Source organism: Acetobacterium sp. (genome assembly GCF_036508315.1).
Classification (GTDB): Bacteria; Bacillota; Clostridia; order Eubacteriales; family Eubacteriaceae; genus Acetobacterium.
In genome coordinates this window covers 1-23,097 of record NZ_DATCHP010000091.1, presented here as the reverse complement: position 1 = coordinate 23,097, position 23,097 = coordinate 1, and the positions used below count along the sequence as shown (strand labels likewise).

General features: G+C 37.3%; 22 protein-coding genes, 1 pseudogene and 1 riboswitch. Of the genes and pseudogenes, 1 reads left to right on the top strand and 22 read right to left on the bottom strand.

Annotated features, from left to right (window positions below; all coding sequences use genetic code 11):
• The 18 genes and pseudogenes from VIK44_RS10915 to thiS all read right to left on the bottom strand — a co-directional run.
• Nucleotides 1-384, bottom strand: a pseudogene (locus tag VIK44_RS10915) (pyruvate:ferredoxin (flavodoxin) oxidoreductase); the annotation flags it as partial.
• 42 nt (nt 385-426) lie between these two features.
• Nucleotides 427-732, bottom strand: a complete 306-nt coding sequence (locus VIK44_RS10910) for a transposase (RefSeq protein WP_331553922.1) — start codon at nt 730-732, stop codon at nt 427-429.
• A gap of 162 nt (nt 733-894) precedes the next feature.
• The gene (locus VIK44_RS10905) at nt 895-2,298 is read right to left on the bottom strand and encodes an aldehyde dehydrogenase family protein (RefSeq protein ID WP_331553925.1); all 1,404 of its coding nucleotides are present in this window, start codon (nt 2,296-2,298) and stop codon (nt 895-897) included.
• 123 nt (nt 2,299-2,421) lie between these two features.
• A complete protein-coding gene (locus tag VIK44_RS10900; RefSeq protein WP_331553921.1) occupies nt 2,422-3,060 on the bottom strand; it encodes a GDSL-type esterase/lipase family protein in 639 nt (212 codons plus the stop codon).
• 223 nt (nt 3,061-3,283) lie between these two features.
• Nucleotides 3,284-4,342, bottom strand: coding sequence for a 2,3-butanediol dehydrogenase (locus VIK44_RS10895; protein WP_331553920.1), 1,059 nt, complete (start codon nt 4,340-4,342; stop codon nt 3,284-3,286).
• A 159-nt stretch (nt 4,343-4,501) separates the two neighbouring features.
• Nucleotides 4,502-5,359, bottom strand: coding sequence for a lipoyl synthase (gene lipA, locus VIK44_RS10890; RefSeq protein ID WP_331553924.1), 858 nt, complete (start codon nt 5,357-5,359; stop codon nt 4,502-4,504).
• Between the two features lie 17 nt (nt 5,360-5,376).
• On the bottom strand, nt 5,377-6,357 hold the full coding sequence (locus VIK44_RS10885; RefSeq protein ID WP_331553919.1) for a lipoate--protein ligase: 981 nt from the start codon (nt 6,355-6,357) through the stop codon (nt 5,377-5,379).
• 7 nt (nt 6,358-6,364) lie between these two features.
• Nucleotides 6,365-7,792: a dihydrolipoyl dehydrogenase gene (gene lpdA, locus VIK44_RS10880; protein WP_331553918.1), complete on the bottom strand. Its 1,428-nt coding sequence runs from the start codon at nt 7,790-7,792 to the stop codon at nt 6,365-6,367.
• Between the two features lie 84 nt (nt 7,793-7,876).
• Nucleotides 7,877-9,193, bottom strand: a complete 1,317-nt coding sequence (locus VIK44_RS10875) for a dihydrolipoamide acetyltransferase family protein (protein WP_331553917.1) — start codon at nt 9,191-9,193, stop codon at nt 7,877-7,879.
• A 272-nt stretch (nt 9,194-9,465) separates the two neighbouring features.
• Complete coding sequence (locus VIK44_RS10870; protein ID WP_331553916.1) at nt 9,466-10,434, bottom strand: alpha-ketoacid dehydrogenase subunit beta; 969 nt, start codon at nt 10,432-10,434, stop codon at nt 9,466-9,468.
• Nucleotides 10,431-11,375 carry a thiamine pyrophosphate-dependent dehydrogenase E1 component subunit alpha gene (locus VIK44_RS10865; RefSeq protein ID WP_331553923.1) on the bottom strand — a complete coding sequence of 315 codons (945 nt, stop codon included), beginning with the start codon at nt 11,373-11,375 and terminating at the stop codon, nt 10,431-10,433. Before VIK44_RS10865 ends, VIK44_RS10870 begins: the two co-directional genes overlap by 4 nt.
• 563 nt (nt 11,376-11,938) lie before the next feature.
• The gene (locus VIK44_RS10860; RefSeq protein ID WP_331553915.1) at nt 11,939-13,873 is read right to left on the bottom strand and encodes a sigma-54-dependent Fis family transcriptional regulator; all 1,935 of its coding nucleotides are present in this window, start codon (nt 13,871-13,873) and stop codon (nt 11,939-11,941) included.
• A gap of 219 nt (nt 13,874-14,092) precedes the next feature.
• Nucleotides 14,093-15,394: a phosphomethylpyrimidine synthase ThiC gene (gene thiC, locus VIK44_RS10855; protein WP_331553914.1), complete on the bottom strand. Its 1,302-nt coding sequence runs from the start codon at nt 15,392-15,394 to the stop codon at nt 14,093-14,095.
• Between the two features lie 133 nt (nt 15,395-15,527).
• Nucleotides 15,528-15,630, bottom strand: a riboswitch (TPP riboswitch).
• A 123-nt stretch (nt 15,631-15,753) separates the two neighbouring features.
• Entirely contained in the window at nt 15,754-16,371 is a 618-nt protein-coding gene (locus VIK44_RS10850) for a thiamine phosphate synthase (protein WP_331553913.1), read from the bottom strand.
• 48 nt (nt 16,372-16,419) lie between these two features.
• Nucleotides 16,420-17,574, bottom strand: a complete 1,155-nt coding sequence (thiH, locus tag VIK44_RS10845; protein ID WP_331553912.1) for a 2-iminoacetate synthase ThiH — start codon at nt 17,572-17,574, stop codon at nt 16,420-16,422.
• Nucleotides 17,575-17,576: 2 nt separating this feature from the next.
• Nucleotides 17,577-18,344 (bottom strand): thiazole synthase, encoded by a 768-nt coding sequence (locus tag VIK44_RS10840; protein ID WP_331553911.1) that lies wholly within the window; start codon nt 18,342-18,344, stop codon nt 17,577-17,579.
• 10 nt (nt 18,345-18,354) lie between these two features.
• On the bottom strand, nt 18,355-19,158 hold the full coding sequence (thiF, locus tag VIK44_RS10835; protein WP_331553910.1) for a sulfur carrier protein ThiS adenylyltransferase ThiF: 804 nt from the start codon (nt 19,156-19,158) through the stop codon (nt 18,355-18,357).
• A gap of 1 nt (nt 19,159) precedes the next feature.
• Entirely contained in the window at nt 19,160-19,354 is a 195-nt protein-coding gene (thiS, locus tag VIK44_RS10830) for a sulfur carrier protein ThiS (RefSeq protein WP_331553909.1), read from the bottom strand.
• A 262-nt stretch (nt 19,355-19,616) separates the two neighbouring features.
• Between thiS and VIK44_RS10825 the strand changes: the two genes are divergently transcribed.
• Nucleotides 19,617-19,826, top strand: a complete 210-nt coding sequence (locus VIK44_RS10825; RefSeq protein WP_331553908.1) for a hypothetical protein — start codon at nt 19,617-19,619, stop codon at nt 19,824-19,826.
• An 85-nt stretch (nt 19,827-19,911) separates the two neighbouring features.
• On the opposite strand, the gene VIK44_RS10820 is transcribed toward VIK44_RS10825, so the two are convergent.
• From VIK44_RS10820 to VIK44_RS10805, 4 genes are all read right to left on the bottom strand, one after another.
• The gene (locus tag VIK44_RS10820; protein WP_331553907.1) at nt 19,912-20,064 is read right to left on the bottom strand and encodes a hypothetical protein; all 153 of its coding nucleotides are present in this window, start codon (nt 20,062-20,064) and stop codon (nt 19,912-19,914) included.
• Nucleotides 20,065-21,045: 981 nt separating this feature from the next.
• Nucleotides 21,046-21,849, bottom strand: coding sequence for a nucleotidyl transferase AbiEii/AbiGii toxin family protein (locus VIK44_RS10815; RefSeq protein ID WP_331553906.1), 804 nt, complete (start codon nt 21,847-21,849; stop codon nt 21,046-21,048).
• Between the two features lie 35 nt (nt 21,850-21,884).
• On the bottom strand, nt 21,885-22,463 hold the full coding sequence (locus tag VIK44_RS10810) for a type IV toxin-antitoxin system AbiEi family antitoxin domain-containing protein (RefSeq protein ID WP_331553905.1): 579 nt from the start codon (nt 22,461-22,463) through the stop codon (nt 21,885-21,887).
• Nucleotides 22,464-22,875: 412 nt separating this feature from the next.
• The coding region (locus tag VIK44_RS10805; protein ID WP_331553904.1) for a hypothetical protein at nt 22,876-23,097 on the bottom strand (222 nt) is incomplete at its 5' end.

Below are 23,097 nucleotides of genomic sequence, written 5' to 3'. Positions count from 1 at the left end.
ACTGTGATCTCCAAAAATAGACAGTGCCTGTACTGCTAAAGCACGCGCAGTCACATGGAAAACACCCGGTAACAATTCACCGGCAATTTTATACATATTCGGGATCATTAATAATAATCCCTGCGAAGCAGTAAAGGTTGTTGTTAAAACGCCTGCCGCCAATGAACCATGAACAGCGCCCGCGGCGGCGCCTTCAGATTGCATTTCAGAAACTTTTACAATTTGACCAAATATATTTTTTCGACCCTGGGAAGCCCACACATCGGCATACTCCGCCATGGTGGATGAAGGTGTGATTGGATAAATAGCAGCAACCTCAGTAAAAGCGTAGGCCACATGTGCCGCTGCATTGTTTCCATCCATTGTCATCATTTTTTTAGGCATTAAATTTTCTCCTTAAGAATAAACTAAATTATTTTTTTCTTGCTATATAAATGACAAAATATCATCATTGTAGCTTCCGAAATTTTCCCGATTTCGCCAATCCTCTTCGATAATTTTCCACTGTTTGTCGGCAGTGGCCTTTCCCAGTTTGAGAGTATCGGTTTCTTTGGACATCGCCTTCATGTCGAGATCTTCGATGCACACCACGTCATTGGCATTGGTTATCTGCCGTGACAGTTTATGCAGGAAGTCCTTTCTCTGATTGACAATAGTTTCGTGAAGCTTTGCGACTTTAAGCCGTTGTTTGCTGTACCAACCGCTTACCCAGGTACGATGGGAATAATTCATTTTGTTCCCTTCATTTTATAATAAATTTTTCCAACCCTTGTCTATGTGAAAATGATAACATCAGTCTTTTTCAATTGATATATTGTGGAAATTAAAAAAGAGTTGTGGTCATAAAGAATACATTGATATTTATTTAACATTTAAGTAACACTACAACGAACACTAGTAATTTTCTGCGAAAGTAGTATAATGAAATGCTGCTTCAGTATCAGAAAGTTGGTTTACCAATACGCATCTTCTTTTACGGGTAAAGGTCCTGGCGGATGTAAGGCCTTCGCCGGTTGGTCCGGCAATCGTAAAGGTTGTATAACCTTCGCCGCCTACACCGATTCCTGCATAGGAAGGGCCGTTTTTAACAAAAATAGTGGTTTGTACTCTTTTTGCCATTTCGTTCAGATTATTAACATTTGTCGAATGCATAATCGCTGTATGTCGATTACCCCGTTCTAAATCCACAGCAACGTTAATCCCTTCGGCAATATTTTCAACCCGAATAATGGGTAAAACCGGCATCATCAGTTCTTCAACGGCAAAGGTATGATCTTTACTAGTTTCCATAATAATAACCCGAACTGTTGGATCTGCGTCAATGCCAATGCCTTTTAAAATTGTTTTTGCATCTCTTCCCACATAATCACGACTGAGTCTGCCACCGGGAATAACCAGCTCTTCCAATTCCTTTATTTTTGCCGCATCGGTTAATTCATAGGCCCCATTCTTTTTCATGTTCGCTACAAGATCGTCTGCAACCTGTTCGACAACCACCACTTCTTTTTCTGCAATACAGGGAAGGTTATTATCAAAGCAGCAACCATCAATAATATCCTTTGCCGCTTTTTCAATATCTGCTGTTTCATCAACCAGGGCAGGCGGATTACCTGCGCCGGCTCCGATGGCTTTTTTCCCGCTTTTTAATACGATTTTTACAACACCAGGACCACCGGTAGCGCATAACATCGTGATTTTATCGCTGGTAAACATAATATTTGCACTTTCAATGGATGGACTGGCGGTGGTAACAATTAAGTTTTCCGGACCTCCGACTTCCATAATGGCTTTGTTTAAAAGTTTAATTGTGAGAGCACTGGTTGTCTTAGCACTGGGATGAGGGGCAAAAATAACGGTATTCCCGGCGGCAAGCATGCCGATGGAGTTGCAGATCACGGTTTCATTGGGGTTTGTTGACGGGGAAACAGCTCCGATAACACCAAAAGGTGAATGCTCAATTAACGTTAATCCATGATCTCCGGCAAATGCTTCAGATACAAGATCTTCAACCCCCGGTGTTTTTGTTGTTGCCAGCTCGTGCTTTAAAAGTTTATGTTCGTAATTGCCCATACCTGTTTCTTCAACAGCCATTTGACAAATCACTTCCATATTTTCTTTTTTAAGCATGAAGGCTCTCATCGCACTAATCAGTTTACTTCTGAAGGCCATTGGTTGTTTCATGTATTTTTTTTGGGCAATATAAGCTGCATCGATAGCGTTGTTCATATTGTTAAATACGCCGTATTCCCCATCTTTGATTGGTTGACCACTTTCTTCTGTCATGTCAATCTCAGCCATATCTAATAATTCACCGGTTGCAGTCATATGTTTATCCTCCAAATATTTTAAATTTCAAAAAATAGCAAAGATACTCTTTACTATTTCCATATTCTTCTTTAAACGTTTTCTCTCATAAAAGAATTAAACACTTGTTATTCTTATTAAATTTAGCTGGGGGAATCGAACCGCCTTGACTTTTGAATAGGTCTTGTTTAAATAAGTGTTTACTACACTGGCTATGATCTCGTTACCTAAAACATTTAGATGCAATCCGTCAATATAGATATTTAATTTATTTCCTGCTTTAATGTGTTTCTTCATTTCCGTATAAAAATCAATGATTTTTATACGGTATGTTTTTGATAATTCTAAAAGCAATCTTCTCAGATCTGATAATTTTTTATTTAACTTGATAAAATCATCTACATCTGGCCAATACTCTGCAGCTGTTAATGGTTCGGTAAGAAATTGAACGCCTATTATTGGAATGATATTATTCACATAAGCTTGAAGAACTAAGGCAAATACGTTTTCACAAATAACATCAGTTGGTACTCCACTAATCAAGTCATTGATTCCACCCATAATAATGACATGAGAAGGATTGTTTTCGATAACATCCTCATGAAATCTTGTTACCATATTTGTAGTACTATCTCCAATAATTCCTTTATTCAAAACCTGAACTTCATTGATTTTTTGAATTAAGCTTGTCCAGATTTGTGAAGTTCTAATTTTATACCCATGTGTTATACTGTCCCCGATACAGACTATTTTCATATTCTTAACCTCCTCTACCGGACCCATATTCATTTGCATTGACTTATGAGGTTATCTATTAAACGGAAAATCAGGTACTAATGAAAACTCCGAAAAGCACTTATTTCAAAACAAATGACGCAAATAAGCACAATGTGTTGTTCAATATTCATGATAAACCATGCACATCGTATCACTATCTTTGAATGTTGAACTTTTCGGAAGTTTCCTAATCAGATTTTTGTTAAACTGGTTTTACAATGATTTTTACATTTTCGTTTTTTCTATTGATCAGTTCTTCAAAGCCTTTTTCGATAATATCATTAAGGTGTATCTTTCCAGTTATCAGTGGCGATACATCAATACGTCCATCGGATACTAAATCAATTGCCGTTTTGAAATCTCCTGCATAGGCTAATGAACCAATAATGATTTTATCCGTAAATACGACCGCGTTCATCTGAAGACTAGTTTCTTTTTCATAAACTCCCATAAGGATAACTTTACCCCCGGATCTAGCAACTTCGATGGCTGTAGGCGTTACCTTATCATTGCCGATGCATTCGAATACGACATCCGGTCCTATGCCGTTTGTAAGTTCCCTAATTTTTGTATTAATATCAATTTCACTGGGATCTAAAACTTCGTGTGCTCCCAATTTTTTCGCCAATTCTTTTCTTGCTTTTGCTAATTCTATTACGTATATTTTTCCAGCGCCAGCCGCTCTAACAGCGAGAAGCGTGCACAATCCAATGGTTCCTGCTCCAAAAATAACAACACTATCACCTTCAACAAGGGGTCCCTGGCGTACAGCATGAACCGCTACTGCAAGTGGCTCAATCAAAGCCGCTTCTTCAAAGGACATGTTATCTGGAATCTTATACAGGGTATAGTCCGGAACATTAACGTATTCCGCAAAAGCACCATCTGCCATTAAGCCAGTAAATGCCAGTTTTTCACAAACATTGGTCTTTCCAATTTTGCATGGATTACATTCATGGCATACTTGACAGGCATCTGGGGCAACTCTGTCGCCTACTTTATACCCCTTAACCTCTGACCCCACTTCAACAATCGTCCCGGAAAATTCATGTCCAAGAATAAGTGGTGCTATTTTGCCCGTTAACGGATGAGGTGTCGTTGTTGGTATAAAAATCGGACCGGCAATGTACTCATGTAAATCGGATCCGCAAATTCCACACCATTCGACCTTGATTTTCACTTCCCCTTTACGAGGTGCCGGTGGCTCAGGTACATCCATCACTCTAACATCTTTATTTCCATACCATACTGCTGCTTTCATTTTATCTCCTTTATTTTTGTTATTTTCCAATTTCCCGTAAACAGATAAACTTATAACTTAATGCAATTTTATGAAAGGTTCGAGGATAGATTAATAAAAACTTTTAATATTCCGTATAAATTTCGGAAATACGACCTAGGATCCAGGATATAACTAATCTCAATTCAAACTATTCAAACCATCTTCTGCATGATAAGAACTTCTGACAAATGGCCCTGCGGCGACAAATTTAAATCCCATATTCTTGGCTACTATTTCGTAAATTTTAAATTTGCTAGGTTTTACATATTCCTTAACTTCATAATGCTCTTTTGAAGGCTGTAGGTACTGTCCTATTGTAATAATATCGCAGTTCACCTTTTTTAAATCCTTTAGAAGTTCTATAACCTGCTCTGCATTTTCACCAAGACCAACCATAAATCCGGACTTAGTAAATATGCTGTCGTCTATTTCTTTAACCCTTTTCAAGAGTTCTAAAGAACGTTTATATACTGCCATGGGTCTTACTGAAGAATAGAGATTCGATATTGTCTCAACATTATGATTTAGGACATCCGGCTTAGCTTCAACAACTTTTTTTAAAGAATCATATTCCCCTTTAAAATCAGGAATGAGCACTTCTATCGTAACATTCGGGCAATTTTTTTTAATTTCTGAAATCGTACTGGCAAAATGACCTGCTCCCCCGTCCGGAAGATCATCTCTTGTCACAGAGGTGATAACGGTATGCTTTAAATCCATTTCCTTGATAGCTTTCGCGATATTTATCGGCTCTATTGGGTTCAACTCTTCTGGTTCAGCTTTAATAACCTTGCAAAATTTACAGTTTCTGGTGCAATTTTTACCTAAAATCATAAATGTTGCGGTACCTCTGCTAAAGCACTCATATGCATTGGGACAGTCTGCTTCAGCACAAACAGTATTCAAAGTATATTTTTTTAATATACTACTCACATTCCCCGTATTAGCTCCAGATTTTATTCTTATTTTTAACCACTCCGGTTTATTTTTAGAGATCATTTACGCTCCTCTCATTAAATTAATACATCCAAAATGTTCTCATTGGATATGTTCATAAAATATTCCTGCATATCAAAATCCTTCAGAGCCTCATATATTGACTTTTGATCATAAGATACTCCAATTAAAGCATCTTCAATAACCGTTATATCCTTTTGACTGAAAAAATCTCCATGAATTTTCACATTTTGAATTCTGTTTTGATTGAAATTCATAGAAACATTAACGATGCCACCTATAAATTTCTTTTCTCTTTCCATATTGAACTGAGGGTTTTTTCCATAGTTCCACTCCCAGGTTGCATACTTTTTTGCTGCTATTTGATTAATTTCCTTCCAATCATCTTCTGTAATTTCATAAATTTCTGCATTTTCAGTGCTACTGTAGACTTCGTTACAAAGATACTCCTTAAATTCCTCAGTTGTCATGGAAACTTTAAGATAATCACAAATGTTAGTGACCCGACTTTTAACGGATTTTATTCCCTTGCTTTCAATCTTTATCGGATTAACTTTCAATGCATTAGCTAAATCAGATATATTTGAAGAAAACAGCAGGGTACCATGGTGCAGCACCTTATTTTTACTTTTGTACTGAGCATTTCCAGAAAACTTTTTACCCTCTATGGTCAAATCGTTTCTTCCGGATAGTTCGGCCTTAATACCAAGTTTGTTGAGAGCCCGGACAATTGGAGTCGTGAACTTTTTAAAATCAAAACAATCCTCACCAACATTGCAACTAATAAATGAAAAATTGAAATTTCCTTCATCGTTAAATACCGTGCCTCCTCCTGTAATTCTTCTTACAACAGGAATATTATATTGCTTTACATAATCCGTATTTATTTCACTGTAAGCATTCTGATAGTTACCGATTAGAATACACTTTTCATTTTTCCACAACATAAAACAATCTTCATCAAACTTATTCATCAAGAATTCTTCTATGGCATGGCTTTTATAGGGATCTGTATTGCTATGCTTAACAAATAGCATCTCTTAGTTACCCATTGACCATATGGATCGCTTTTTTGTTGGCGGCAAGAACGGCTTCCTTCATTGCTTCTCCCACGGTTGGATGTGCATGTATTGTCGTTATGATTTCTTCCAGTGTGCATTCCATCCTTAAAGCCAGTGCTCCTTCTGCAATGATATCCGTCGCTCTTGACCCTAATATATGTATTCCTAAAATTTCATCATATTTCTCATCTGCAATAATCTTTATGAAACCACCTGTTTCATTCATGATAAGTGCCTTTCCATTGGCTGCCAAAGGGAACTTTCCAACCTTGTAAGGGATACCCTTTTCCTTTACTTCTTCTTCCGTTAAACCTACTGCAGCAATTTCCGGTTTGGTATATACGCATGCCGGAACGGCTTTGTAATCCATTTTAGTGTTCATTCCCATTATGTTTTCAACCGCTACCACTCCCTGTTCAGAAGCTACATGGGCAAGCATATTAATCCCTGTTACATCACCTATCGCATATATTCCTTCAACATTTGTTTTCATACTCTTGTCAACTACAATATTTCCTCTGTCAAGTGCAACCCCGGCATTTTCTATATTTAATCCTTTTACTACCGCTCGTCTCCCAACTGCTACCAGAGCTTTGTTTCCCTCAATTTTCATTTCCTTATCACCAAGCAAAACTGAAACAATAATGCCATTTTCGCCTTGTTCAATACCCGTTACCTTGGCTCCGGTATATATTTTTACTCCCTCTTTACTCAATGTTTTTTTCGTCATTTCTCCGATTTCTCTGTCTATTGGGGGAAGGATATATGGCAGCATTTCAACGATTGTGACTTTAGAACCTAAGCTGTTAAATACAGTTGCAAACTCAGTTCCAATAACACCTCCCCCTATAATAACAATACTTTCAGGAATTTTTTCTAACGATAAAGCATCCGTACTGTCTATGACATCTTCTAAATCCGATCCTTTAATTGGTGGTATAAAAGGTTCTGATCCCGTTGCCACGATGATTTCGCTTGCAGTCATTTCCATAGATGACCCATCTTCTTTATCTATTTTAACGGTATTTTTATCAATAAAGGATGCTTTGCCTTCAATCACTTCAACTTTATTAGCTTTAAGCAGATATTTGACTCCGTCTACAAGCTTCTTTACAACGGCTTTTTTTCTATTTTGCAAAGATGCCCAATCGACATCGAAATTTCCTTCTACGCTTATTCCTATTAAATCTGCTTGTTTCATTTCAGTTAATATTTCTGCCGTATGTAAAAGTACTTTCGTTGGTATGCATCCAACATTTAGGCAAGTTCCGCCAAGCCATTGTTTTTCGATGACCGTAACTTTTGCTCCTAGCTGAGCTGCTCTGATTGCCGCTACGTAGCCACCAGGTCCTCCACCTATAATAAGAACTTTTTTTTCAACGTTATTTTCTTTTTTATCACTATTAGCCATTATTTTCAAATCCTCCTTTAGACATTATTAAAATTTGATTAAATATTATATTTCAAACTGTTCCTTGCTGGTTTTGTCGATTCCCTACATTAACAATAACAAAGGGTTTTCAGCGATATCCCTGAACCTCTTCAAGAATTGTGCTGCCATAGCGCCATCTATTACGCGATGATCTACCGTTAAACTTAAATTCATCATTGGCCTGATTACTATTTCACCGTTAACAGCAACCACTCTGTCAACAATTGCATTGACTCCAAGAATTGCTAATTCAGGCTGATTTATTATGGGTGAGAAGGTAGCGATACCAAACATTCCTATATTGCTTATGGTAAAAGTTCCTCTAACCGCATCATCAGGAAGCAGTTTATTCTCTTTTGTTTTTATAATCATTTCTTCAGTTTCTAATGCTATGTCTAGAAGAGATTTATCCTGAACATTCTTTATATTGGGAACCATCAGTCCGCCCTCAATCGATATTGCAAGACCGATATTTACAGATTTATGGAGTATTATTTCTTTTCCATCAAAGCTGGCATTCATATATGGGAACTCTTTTAAAGTTTTAGCAGCAATTTTCATTAACAGGTGGTTATACGTTAATTTAGCATTTGCTGTTTTAAAACTCTCTTTAAGTTTTTCTCTGAATTCTTTCAGTGCTGATGTATCAATTTCCATATTAAAAGTTACCATTGGAGATATGCTACAGCTTTCCAGCATTCTAGCTGCAATTATTTTTCTCATCATTGAAGGTATCACTATTTCATCCAATTCAGGCGTTTTAATGAGTGACGTTTCCTCGTTTGTTCCTAATGTTTTTAATATATCTTCTTTCATAATTCTTCCCTTAGAGTCAATATCATTTACATTAACATTCAGATCTTTAGCCATTTTGGCAGCTGTTGGAGAAATTTTCGTCTTGTTTTCTTCAATGTAATCTTCGACATCCTTAAGCACTATTCTTCCGTTATGGCCTGTACCTGTTACTAACTCAAGATTAATTCCTTTTTCTTCTGCGAGTTTTTTAGCTATTGGCGCTGCCTTTATTCTGCCTGGAACTTCTCCTTCAACTCTCACCGACTTAATCTGGGCGTCAACTTCTTTTTCAACTTCAACTTCTCCAGTTGTACCAGTTTCCTCAAGTAGATTCGATATATCTTCATCTAAAGCAGCAATAATAGCGATTGGTTCTAAACACTTAACATTTTCCCCCTCCGGGAATAAAATCTTTCTAACCACGCCGCTTTCACTTGATTCAATTTCATTCACTAACTTATCAGTGGACACTTCCAGCAGTGCCTCTCCTGCCTCTATATTTTCCCCTTCCGTTTTGATCCATCTACTAATGGTTCCTTCCTCCATTGTTAAGCCAAGCTTTGGCATTACTATAATTTTCGCCATATTAATCCTCCCATTTTTTATTTTTAATCGTTTGTTGTTTTTAAAATCCCTTCTTCAGAAACTTGCTTAAGCATCTTTTCGTAAAATTGACTTACTCATTCTCTTCGCAAATTTTCGCACCCCATAATTAAAGAAAGCCCAACTTATGCAAGATGAACTCTGGTCTCAGGTCCAGAAGAAGGGTTTAAAATTATCCCAATTTTACTCATAAACAACCACCCTAATTTTAAAAGGAGGGAGGGGTACCCTCCTTTTTTGACTAGAACAGCGGACTAGAACAGTGATTTAATTCCGTTAACAATATCTTTTGCATTTGGAATTACTACTTCTTCAAGGCATTTCGCAAATGGTATCGGAACATTTAAGGCACCTATTCTAACTACCGGAGCATCAAGACTATCAAAGCATTCTTCGCTTATCATCGCAGAAATTTCTCCGCCGTAACCACCTCTTTTATTTTCTTCTGTGATTACAAGTACTTTATGTGTTTTTTCGACTGATTCAAATATTGCTTTTTTATCAAGAGGATATAATGTTCTTGGATCTAATACTTCAACAGAAATTCCTTCCTTCGATAATTGTTCTGCAGCTTCGATAGCTTCATGAACCATCTTACCCGTGGCAATGACCGTTATATCTGTTCCTTTTCTGTGCACCCTGGCCACACCTAAAGGTATCGGTTTAATATCATCAGGCACTTCACCTTTGACTCCATATAAAAGTTTATGTTCCATAAAAATGACTGGATTATCGTCTTCGATAGAAGTCATAAGTAATCCTAACGCATCTTCCGGAGTTGTTGGATATACTACCTTAAGACCCGGAATATGTGTAAACCAAGCTTCCAGGGATTGTGAATGTTGGGCAGATGCCGAAACGCCTGCTCCAAGAGGCATTCTTATTACCATTGGAAGCGTGATCTTTCCTCCAACCATATATCTCATTTTTGCTGCTTGATTGACAATCATATCCATTGCAACCGTACAAAAATCACTAAACATAAGCTCTGCCACTGGTCTTAAACCGGTAGCTGCAGAACCTACTGCACATCCAATAATTGCTCCTTCCGTAATAGGAGTGTCTTTTACTCTTTTATCTCCAAATTCATCAAAAAGACCTGCTGTAGCACCAAAACATCCGCCAAAGCATCCTACATCTTCTCCTAAAACATAGACACTTTCATCTTTTTTCATTTCTCTTCTCATTGCTTCTTTTATTGCATCTAAAAATGTGATATTCATCTTACTCTCATCTCCTCTGTAATATCGGTATAAACATCTTCCACCATTGATTCCAGTGGTGGCAATGGACTATCCTCAGCAAATTTCACTGCAGCTTTTATTTGTTCTTCTATATCCAATTGTATGGATTTCAGTTCATCTGCATTTACTATCTTGTTATCTAACATCAGTTTTTCCATTCTGGGAATAGGATCTTTTTTAAGCCACGCTTCTTGTTCTGCAACTGGTTTATAATTTCCAGGCTCCCCCTCAAAATGTCCTCTCTGGCGATAAGTTTTGCATTCAATAAGTGTAGGTCCTTTGCCATCTCTTGCATTTTTTATTGCTTCTTTAGCTGCCTCACTTACAGCAAAAACATCATTTCCATCGATGGTAATGCCGGGCATATCATAAGAAGCAGCTCTTACAGAAATATCTTTTATTGCCTGATGTTTAGCCTGGCATGTAGAAATACCATATAAATTATTTTCACATATATAAACGATTGGAAGTTTCCATACGCTAGCCATGTTTAACGACTCATGGAATGTTCCCTGATTTGTGGAAGCATCCCCAAAGAAACATACACATACCTGTTGTGTTCCTCTGTACTGAGCACTGTATGCTGCGCCTAAGCTTATATCATGGCCTGCACCAACGATCCCATTAGCACCCAGTATCCCTTTTGTTCCATCGGCAATGTGCATCGAACCGCCTTTACCTTTTCCTAATCCGGTAGCTTTTCCAAAAAGCTCAGCCATCATGAGTTTCAAATCTCCGCCTTTAGCAATGATATGTCCATGACCTCTATGAGTACTGGTAATATAATCATCCTCGTTTAAATTAGCACAGGCTCCTGTAGCAATGGCTTCTTCACCAATATAGAGATGAACAAAACCGGGAATTTTTCCCTCTGCAAAATAGTCCTTAGCTGTTGTTTCAAACTTTCTTATTTTTAACATGGTTTTATATAAATCTATCGCGTTAACTTTTGATATACTCAAAACGATCCCCACCTTTTCTTTATTTTTTATTAGAACATTATTCGTTTACATAAATTCAAAACATTAAGTTTCCGTATCATTCAATTGTGTCGATTCCTCACTCATTCAATTCCGATGTAAAATCACACGACTCTTCATTATTTAGAACACCTCACTTAACCCTGAGTATTAATATTACCTGTGTAAAAATCAGGGTTTACTCATCGTTCTAAAACCATATACGCTACTATTAAATATTTTAACCGCCTTTCTAATCGATCTATTGATATATAACGCAATTATCATGCCAACTTAAAGATGATATTATACCATCTTTAAGTTGGTACAATAATAAAAAAAGACTCACGCTAAGCATTTATGCCTGACGTGAGTCTAATCAAATATAATTTCTATGACATCAATTTACTGAATTCCCATAATTGATCCTTTTTCCCTGCTAAAAATTCACAAAAACAATATTTTAGTTGGCTTTTCCCATTTATGGGTCGATAAAAGGGAGTTTTTTCCCGTTTATGGGAAATCTAAAGCCCTATCTCGGAATTTATATTGTATTTTTTTATTTTCCTATAAATCGTTGATTTACTTAAATTTAAATTTTTCCCGGCCTCAATAACATTTCCATTGCATTTCATGATCATCTTTATGATGTTTCCTTTTTCCGTATCTTCCAATGAAACAACATCAAGGTTCAACAGTTCTTTTCTTAAAATATTTTCGGATAGATATTTCTCAGTGATGATTCTTTCATCACACAAATAATAGGCTCTTTCTATTACATTCTGCAATTCTCTTACATTTCCATTCCAATTATATTCCTTAAGATAATTAATAAATTCAGGACTGAATTTATCGGCAACATTTTTATTATATTCCCTCTTTAATTTCCTAAGAAAATAATTTGCACTTAGTTCAATATCTTCCCTGCGTTCCCTCAAAGGTGGGATGTCTATCTTAAGAACATTCAACCGATAATACAGATCCTGTCTGAAATTTTTATTTTTCACCTCTTCAAGTAAATTTCGATTCGTTGCGGCCACTACCCTGAGATTAAGTTTTTTTTCACTTTTTCCACCGATTCTTCTTACTTTATAATCATCAAGCACTCTCAATAGTTTCGATTGAACTTCTAATGGCAGTTCTCCAATCTCATCAAGAAAAATTGTTCCGCCCTCCGCCAGTTCGAATTTTCCAGGGTTGCCTTCTTTGGATGCCCCGGTAAATGCCCCTTTTTCATAACCAAACAGTTCGCTTTCCAATAGATCTTTAGGTAACGATGCGCAGTTTATTGCCACGAATGGTCCTTCTGAAAAACTGCTGTAGTTGTGAGTCGCCTGTGCAAAGAGTTCTTTTCCTGTGCCACTTTCACCTTCAATCAGTATTGAGCATTTTGTTTTCGCCATTTTTTTAGCCGACTCTATAACCTTCAGCATTTTACTGTTTCCGGTTATAATATCATCAAAAGAATAACTGGCCACATTTCCAATGACACGATTAACCGCACTATGAAGATGTTTAATCTCTCGTATTCCAATGGAATAGCCTTGAATTGTTTCACTTTCCCATATTGCCGAAACATTGGCACTGCATTGAATTTTATGATTTCCAATATGGGCAGTAACATCCGTATAATAATAAGTGTTTTCATCATGGTTCCAGTTTTCTGTGGGAATATCCAATTTTCTGAATATTTCCTTAAACCCTATCGAATTAAACTCATCCATGTTAATATTGAGTACTTTTTGAGCACCGTAATTCATCCATTGCAGGGTTAATTTTTCATCAGTAACAAAGATACCATCCTCAGTGCTGTTTAAAGAGGCCTCCATTGAACGATACGCATGGGACAGGGCAAGTTCATTTTCGATGCTATATCCTGCAGCAACCACAACACCCTGGGTATGGGAATGAAGTTTTTGGCTATCACCGGACATATTAAGACAACCAATGATCTCCCCTTTAACATTATGAATGGCCGTTGCGGAACACGTCCATTTATGATGGGCACTACAGAAATGCTCAGCACCCACCACATGATCCGCTGTATCTTCATCCAAAGCAATCCCGATAGCATTGGTTCCCACAGCATCATTGGTCCAAACCGTTCCTTTTAAAAATCGAAGTTCCGTCGCTTTTAAACTGACCACTTCGTCTCCAATGGTTTCCAAAAGAACCCCATTTTTATCGGTTAAAACCAAAACAAAGTGGGACGACAAAACGATTTCATAAAGATTTTGCATAATCGGTTTTGCAACTTTTATTAGCTCTCGATTTTCGTCTAACACCACTTGAAGTTGCGAGCTGTCTATGGATTCCCCTTTGCCTTCATTAACATCCAACTTTTTTTCCTTACAGTCTAGCCAGGAACGTTGGATAATGGGGCGAGTTTGTTCATCTAAAATACCGTGCTCCACATAATTTTTCCAGTTTTTTTCCAGTTTTTGTAAATCGATTTCCATCGCATTCATCCTTTTCTAAAAATAATTCGAACAGCCGGCAAATATTATTCTCATGATTCTTCCCATTAAAAGATGCACTGATTTTGATTGAGAAAATTCATTGGCCTATTCACATTATATCTTATATCAGGCTGTCTTGCATTAACCTTAATTTCAAAGTCCTGAAATCTTTATAAGTACTACCTAAGAGATAGTTTCATATTTTTCATTATCGGCACCTCACTTTAGGTCAACCTTTTTGCCACTCAATACGCTATTCATGGTACGCACCGCACATAACTTGCCACACATTGTACAGCTATCCTCGTGTTCTGGTTGTGAGCTTTCACGATAACGACGAGGCTTTATCGGATCTAACGCAAGATTAAACATCCCTTCCCAATCAAGGTTTTTCCGGGCAGTACTCATTTTATAGTCAATATCCGTCGCGCCCGTGATCCCTTTGGCGATATCCCCACTATGAGCGGCAATCCTTACCGCAATAATGCCTTCTTTCATATCATCCATATCCGGCAAACGCAAATGTTCTGCGGGTGTGACGTAGCAAAGAAAATCCGCACCGCTGGCAGCTGCCAAAGCACCACCGATGGCACTGGTGATGTGATCATAACCCGGTGCTATATCAGTCGTAAGAGGTCCCAATACATAAAGAGGTGCTCCATGACAAAGCTTCTTCATAAGCAGCATATTGGCAGCTATCTCATTGAGTGCCATGTGCCCCGGGCCTTCAATCATCACTTGAACATTTCTCTCCCAGGCACGTTTTGTCAGTTCACCAAGGACGATGAGCTCTTCAATTTGAACGGCATCGGTGGCATCATTGATACACCCGGGACGACAGGCATCTCCAAGACTTACCGTTACATCATATTTTTCAAATATATCGAGAATTTTGTCATAGTACTCATAAAATGGGTTTTCATTTCCCGTCAGTTCCATCCAGGCAAAAAGCAAAGAACCACCACGGGATACAATATTTGTTAATCTTCCTGTCTTTTTAAATCGGCGTGCAGTTTCACGATTGATCCCAGGGTGAATTGTCATGAAATCCACGCCATCCTGTGCCTGAATTTCCACAATCTTTAAAAATTCTTCTGCGGTAATATCTGTCAAATTTTTATCATAAAAGCCAATGGCATCGTAAATCGGTACTGTTCCAAGCATGACTGGAGATGTTTCAATAACCAACTTTCTAAATTCCCGTGTCTTGCCAAAGCAGCTTAAGTCCATAATTGCATCTGCTTTCATACTCACTGCGGTTTTTACTTTGTCAATCTCATTGTCGAAATTGCAGCAGTCTTCTGAAATCCCGAGATTCACATTTATTTTAGTTGTCAATCCCTTGCCGATGGCTGTTGGTTTTAAATTCTTGTGATTCTTGTTGGCTGGAATCACTGCGGTACCTGCTGCCACCTGCGCCATAAGTTCCTGTGGACTTAAAGCATCTGAGGCCGCTGCCTGCGCTATTTCCGGGGTCATAATACCTTTTCGCGCTGCATCCATTTGTGTGGTGTAATTCATTTTATTCTCCTGTTCATATTTATTTGCATTAAAATTATAATAATTGAACCTGCTATTATTTTCTTTCAATAATATTTTGTTTGATCAAGGCAAAATAAAAGACTCGCACCAAAATGGGCGAGTCAAATAATTTGTTTAGAAATTAATGCCTTCCCTACGATGGTGCTAACCATATCAGGTTCAATGGGTTAAAAACGTTGTTTTCTCTCAGCCTTTCGGCACCCCAAGCGTAATTACAATATTTAATTTTTTTCAGTTTATCACTAAATTAATTGAAAGTAAAGAGTTTAATTTAATAAGTCTATAAACAGTTGACGATCATAATCCAGTTTTTATTAAGTTCTGAAAATTTTGTTTTTTTAGTTTTTTGTTTCCAAGATTAGTTTCTTTTTTAAAATTCTATATTCACCGGCAAGCTCAATGGGATTTAAACAAGTCATTGCTTCACTCATGATACACACGCCTTTGGCTCCTGTATTTAAAACATTTTCAAGCTTGTCTTTTGTGATTCCACCAATAGCAAACACCGGTATTTTAACGGAATCACACACTTCTTTTAAGAAAGATAGTCCTCTTGGGGCAGCTCCTTTTTTACAGTCGGTTGGAAAGATATGTCCTGCTATCAAATAAGTAGCTCCTAATTTTTCAGCTTCTTTTGCATCATTCACTGAGTGAATTGAAGCACCGATCTGTTCAAATTCGCTTATTTCTTTTTTGGATTTTCTCAAATCATCCATGCATAATTGGATATTTTTAAGTTTCAACTTGATTGTTATTTCAATCTTTTGATTGATAATCAGATTCACTTGATTGTTTCTACAGATTTCATTTACTTTTATGGCCAACTTTTCATATTCTGTCATGCTTAAATCTTTTTCTCTTAACATGATGGCCTGTGGTTTTCCCTGAGCAATGAGGTTGATTCGATTTAGAAAGTCGTCATTACAGAGTTTCTGATTGGTTACACAAATAAGCATTGGCTTCTCTCATCCCTTCATTCGTTCTTTTTCTTATGTACTCAATTTCTAAACCCTGATATAATCAGAATAAACAGGTTGTAATCCCTTGGTTATAATCATATTATGTACTTCTGATACACTTCGGGGATCAGAAATTTCAAATTGTTCATCGCCCTTCTCTTCGAGGTTATGGCCACCAATGCCAACAAGAGAACCCCCTGAAATTTTTGTTGCCACCATTCCAATGACATTATCCCGAAAGCCCGCTCGTTCCCGAGTTGAAATGGTAATGCCTGCATATGGCATGAATAATCGGTAAGCCAGCATCACCTGTAAAAGCTGTTTTTCATGAACATCATTGGGATTGTTATCCGCATTATTAATAAAGGGCCTGAGTCGCGGTGTTGAAAAGCCAATCTCGGCATGGGGATATTTTTGTTGTATCAAAAACGCATGCAACCCTGTGGCAAAAGCATCTTTTCTAAAGTCGTCAAGTCCCAGAAGAGACCCAAAAGAAACGCCACGCATACCGCCCCGTAAAGCACGTTCCTGGGAGTAAAATCGATAGGGAAAAACCCTCTTTGATCCACTTAAATGAACCTGTTCATATTTATTGATATTATAGGTTTCCTGATAAACCGAAACAAAATCTGCGCTGCATTCATGAAGATACGCATACTCATCTGAATTCAAGGGATAGATTTCGATACCGATGGTTGAAAAATATTTTCCCGCTAATTTAACGGCTTCACCTATATATGGGACACCTGACTGATGACGTGATTCTCCGGTTAAAATTAAAATCTCTTTCAACCCGGTTTTTGCAATGGCTTTAAGCTCACCATCCATTTCTTCAACAGAAAGTTTTCCCCGGCGAATTTTATTTTTACAGTTAAAGCCACAATAAATACAGTGATTTTCACAGTAATTTGAAATATACAAGGGAGTAAAGAGACAAACACCATTTCCAAAATGGTTTCTTGTCTCAGAAACAGCTTTTTTTGCCATATTCTCTAAATAGGGCATGGCTGCAGGTGATAGGATGGCTCCAAAATCATCTATTGAAAGATGTTCTTTTAATAGGGCCTGTTTGACATCCACATCCGTATATTCTTGATAATCATAGTTTCCCAATAATTTCAATATTTTTTCCATCATATCAGAATCAATGATTTCCATACCTTTACTATATTCCATAGGGTTTGTTCGCTTTATCGTCATCACTAATCCTCCAAAAATCCCGTTAACGGACTGGATGCCTCTCCAATATCATTTAATATCCGACCAACCCCAGCAAGATAAGCGTTTCGCCCAGCCTTAATGGCCTGTCCAAAAGCTTTTGCCATGAGTGGAATGTTTTTTGCCGTGGCTACCGCTGTATTACACATCACTGCATCCACACCCATTTCCATGGCTTCACAGGCTTGTGATGGTCGGCCGATCCCGGCATCGACAATGATCGGCAGGTCAATTTCATCCACTAAAATTTGAATAAAATCTTTGGTGCTCAAACCTCTGTTACTTCCAATGGGAGAGGCCAGTGGCATGACAGCAGCTGCACCGGCATCCACCAGGGATCTTGCCACATTTAAATCCGGATACATATAAGGCATGACGATAAATCCGTCTTTTGCAAGGATTTCCGTTGCCTTTATGGTCTCATAATTATCAGGCATCAGATATTTCGAATCCCTGATAACTTCCACTTTCACAAAATTCCCACAGTGAATTTCTCTTCCCAACCGTGCAATTCTTACCGCTTCTTCTGCTGTTCTTGCTCCTGATGTATTTGGCAGCAAAGTAACGTTTTTAGGTATGTGATCTAAAATGTTTTCTTCTCCCCCCAGATTTGCTCGCCGGAGTGCCAGGGTTATGATTTCTGCCCCGCCATTTTCTACAACAGCTTTCATGATTTCCAGTGAAAACTTACCTGAACCTAAAATAAAACGTGATTTAAACGAGTGTTCACCTATTACCAATTGATCATTCATTTTTATCTCCTTAAATTTCTTCTATTCCCAATAACAGCCGTAAAATCATATTTGCCTGATGACCTGCACAAATATGTACTCTTGGTGCCATCAGACCTCTTCCCACTTTAGCACCGTTTTCAAAATCTCCGCAAACATATAAATTTTTCATGGGTCTGCGTGTTTTAATCAGATTGGCACTGTCATAGCCTGCCATCCCGGAAGCTGAAACGACTTTAATGTCTGGCAGTTCCTCTAATGCATTGTTCACCAGCATGGATTTTGCCTCCGGTTTATCAAAGGCTTCACAAATAATGTCAAATCCATAAAACAGTTCTTTAACATTTTGTTCTGTAACTCTGATTTTTTGGGTTTCTACTTTTATAAATGGATTGATCTCCACGATTTGTTTTTGCAAAGCTTCAGTTTTCGCCATTCCTAAATGACTGATGTAATAACTCTGGCGATTTAAATTGCTTGGTTCAACAACATCAAAATCCACAAGCAGCAACTGACCCACCCCGATTCTTGCTAACATAATGGCAATATTTGATCCAAGACCACCTAATCCGGCAATGGCGACTTTTCCCTTTTTCAATTTTTCATGGACATAAGGGGTATGCCTGGACATCATCATGCTTTCAAGCTCTTCTCTTTTCGGTATGAGACCTTTTCTGATGATCGTTAATTGATCTCTTTCTTTGAGTTCAGAGTTTTCTTCAATTTGAAAGCCATTTAAGATGACAATATAATTATGATCTCCGATATGCTCTCTCACTTCAAATGCAGTTTTGAAGTGAGAGTCCATTTTTTTTCCATTGATGCTGAGCTCCATCTCAACCACCTCCCACAAAACTGACAATCTCCAATGCATCATTATCTTTGAGGTTAACCTGGTGATACATTAATTTTGGTATGATTTGTCCATTACGTTCTACCGCAATTTTTGTGATATCGTACTGATTGCTTTCTAAAAACCCCAATAAATTTTGATTGTCATTGATGGGTTGATCCTCTCCATTCACTTTCATCCTTCTATTTCCTTTCAAAAATTTCAACAAAAAAAACACAAAACGAGATCGACACCCTTTCGGTGGTGTACCCCATTTTGCGTTCGTATTTATCTGGTGCGATTATATAATACCTTATAATTAAAGTCAAGTGCCTCCACATTGTGCCAGTACTGAATTATGAACCATTTATGATAATGTCCTAGTGTACGATATAACCTCGGAAAATATGTATCAGATATATTTAGAAAGAGATAGGACAATCAGAAAGGTTATTTTAAAAATGAATGAAGAATTGAAATACCAGACAATAAAATTGCTTGTGGACACGAATGGAAATAAGAAGGCTGCCGCATTAAGAATCGGTTGCTCAGTGAGGCATATCAACCGTATGATTACCGGGTATCGAGAAATGGGTTTGCTTAATACTCTGGATGTTTCAGACTTATCGTTTCCTCTGGTTTTCGTGGATAGCGCTTTTCTTCATTCCTGATGACGCACTTATTTTCGCCCATTGCCAGAATCGTCTGATACTCCTGGGCAAGGGTCGGGATGCTCCCGTCTTTATAACGGATCAGTTATCCCCATTTGTTTTCCTCGCATATTTGAATGATTGGCGCGCAGGCATACAGGCTGTCATCTAAAATGCAGATCGGAAGGCGTGGATAGCTCTCTTTTATTTTTTCTGCCAGTCGTTTAAAGGCCTTTCTCTCACAATCCTGTTTCAGCATGTCCTCGTTTTCATTCTCAATAAATTCAGTTGCGATACTTCATCGGATTATCCATGAATTCCTACACGGGACGATTAAAGGAACCAACCGTCGAACACCATGGTTCCTTTAACCGGTATATTTAGCACGTCCACTTAATCATCAGCTGGCACTTTGGAAAATCCAACAGAAATAATGAAAATCCATTTTTTCAAAATACTAATATTTTTTCAAAAAATAAAAAAGCACCCCTTTTAATGGTGAATACTTGAAATTTCATTAAAGTTATCGTGCATACGCAATGTATTCCTCAAACAAAAAAAGAGCCGAAACGGCTCTAATATACGAAAATTGGTGTGCCCTGGGAGTACCCTCCCGTATGCACGACATTAATTAATACAAAAGGTCGATTTTAATTAAGAATCACTTATGAAATCATCGCATTATTCAGCGAATTCCTATGATTTACATCAAAATATTGTCACTTTTTTAGGTGACGGTGGGTCGAAATACTTCACAGTGATAATTATTATCAACATGAATAAACGCTTAAAACCCCTTTAATATGCGATTCGCAAGAAATTCATTAGTTTTTCAATCCAATGATTCAAATTTATTTTATTTATACACTATTTTTTTCCCTAACCTGTCCATTAAGCTCATTATATTATCCTTGATGTGTACAAATGGTGAATGGTGGCATTTTCTATTCTTAAACTTCTTATAAATCAGCTACCTCCAGCACATTAACTATTGATCATAATTAAATTTTTAAATAGCAATTTTTCAAATCAGGGGATTTATCAGAGTAATTTTAATTTCGTGTCTGGAAAGGTGTGCACTTTATGGTTTCACTTGTTAGTTCATGTTGGGCAAGTTCATATACCTTTGGTGAGAACATAGCGGGATTGCTATTTTCAACATGATATTGAGGAACTTTCTGGTCGCAGGTTACAGCCTATTTTTCTATTAGAACACTTCCATACAAAATTTTAAATAATTCTAACTCAAATTAATTATCTGACCTATTGCTAGAATACAATCAAGAGCATCCTCAAAATTGACTTCCCTGGCAAACTCATTCTCCTTTTGATAATTTTCCCAAAGAGACCTTTGTGCTGTATTTATCTTAATAAGTTTGTAAATTGATTCATACAGACGAATCTCGTCTAAAGAATTCCGTATTTTTGCCGTGTTTTCTACTGCCAATGCAAGAGTTTTCGCTTCTATTCTCGAGTTATATAGATGATAAAGCATATATAAGTCATACAGGTCTCTTGCCCGAGTGCTCAAAATATTACGTTTTAAGATTGTCTCGTATTTTTCTGCCAAAATCGTTTCAACTGGATAAACCATAATTGAAGCTTCCCCATCACCAAATAAATAAGAGTACGTGTATTCTACTTCCCTTGGTGTGATTGCATCCTTAGTTGTAATATCCACCTTAAGAACACCATGTATCTTTCCATAATCCGCAAAGATTGTCGCACAATAATCCTCATATTGATTTTTTTCCCGAATCGATTTTAATCCCTGGAGGGAAAACACAATTTCATCATCCGATGGCAAAAGCAAGATTTCTTCCAGTATCTTATTAATCAGTTCTTCATTGACTGGTAATCCTCTAACTGTGGTGTCCATGTCCATTGACGTTCGCTGATCCACACCAATCATCGATGCAATTAACAGACCACCTTTTAAAACAAATTTATCACGATATTTAGAATGCGACAATCGAGCAAGAATCCGCTCAAACAGAAACATCTGGAGTAAAGAACCAGCCCCAATTTCTTTTTCTTTTGCCATATTTCTAATAGCTCCCTTTAATTATTCCGGTGATTTCATAATAACACCTCTGTATAAACCCTCAAAGCTTTTTCCATTCCCATTTTTTCAGCATAGAGACTAAGCCTTAACAATTTCTTGTCATTTCCTTCAAAATAAAGCTTCATTGCATCATTAAACAGTTTCATATCCATTTTTTTGCGATATTTAATCAAATCTAGAATGCAACGTTCGGCATCATAAATAAAAATTGATGCGCCGAAGGAAGTTTGAGCTGTTGTTTTACCAAGCTCAAAATATTCTTGTTTAGGATAATGAAAAATAACATTTGAGTTTTCCCTCTTTATACGAGTCATATTTCTTCCATGAGGGACGCTGATATGATAGATTTCCGGAACTCGATTGGATAAACCATTAAAATAAAAGGCAGTTCCATATGAGTAAATACCGTCTGGAATTTTTAGTTGAATAATATGTAACTCATCAACTGTTTCTTCCGGCAGCATATAAACACCTCGCTTTACCCGAATCAACGCCCCTTCTTTGACAAGCTGCGCCAATGCTTCTTTTCGTAATTGCTGATCAACTACATCTTTTGTCTCAATCTGGCCGTTTTTCTTCTTAATCAGGTTCATTATTTGGTCTTTCTGTCCCATAATACATATACCTCCGTATTAATGCACTTCTATTTTATCATTTTGAAGTTCATACGTACAGTTTTATTGTGATTTTGTACTAACTCTTTCTAAATTAAATTGGTTAAAGAAGAAAAATTAGCATCTAAGCGTATACCCACATAGAAATATTAGAACGACAAAATAATAACTACTCACCAAAGTTCTTTTTTTATTTTACATCTTTAATGTTGAATTGTATGAATTTACCTGGGCGTACTCTCCCTTATACAACGCATTAATTAAGATATTATTGTATTATTCGGCAAATTCCTAAGATTCACATCAAAATATTGTCACTTTTCTTGGTGCAGTGGGTCGAACCGCTTCACAGTGATAATTAATATCGCTGATTAGGCGATGATTGGTTAAATTACATATGATAAGTCGGGGTTGGGTAACCTGGTCTGAAAGCTTCTAAATCCAGATCATCCACTGCGAAGCCAAAATTCAGTTTCAGATCTTCAAGAATATTTAAAGTGCTTTCTCTCAATATTTCAGGTGCTACGCTGGCACGAATATTGATAGTCAGACAACCATCTTTTATTGCGTTTTTAAACTGTCCTATGATATCAATGGATTGACGCAATCCAAC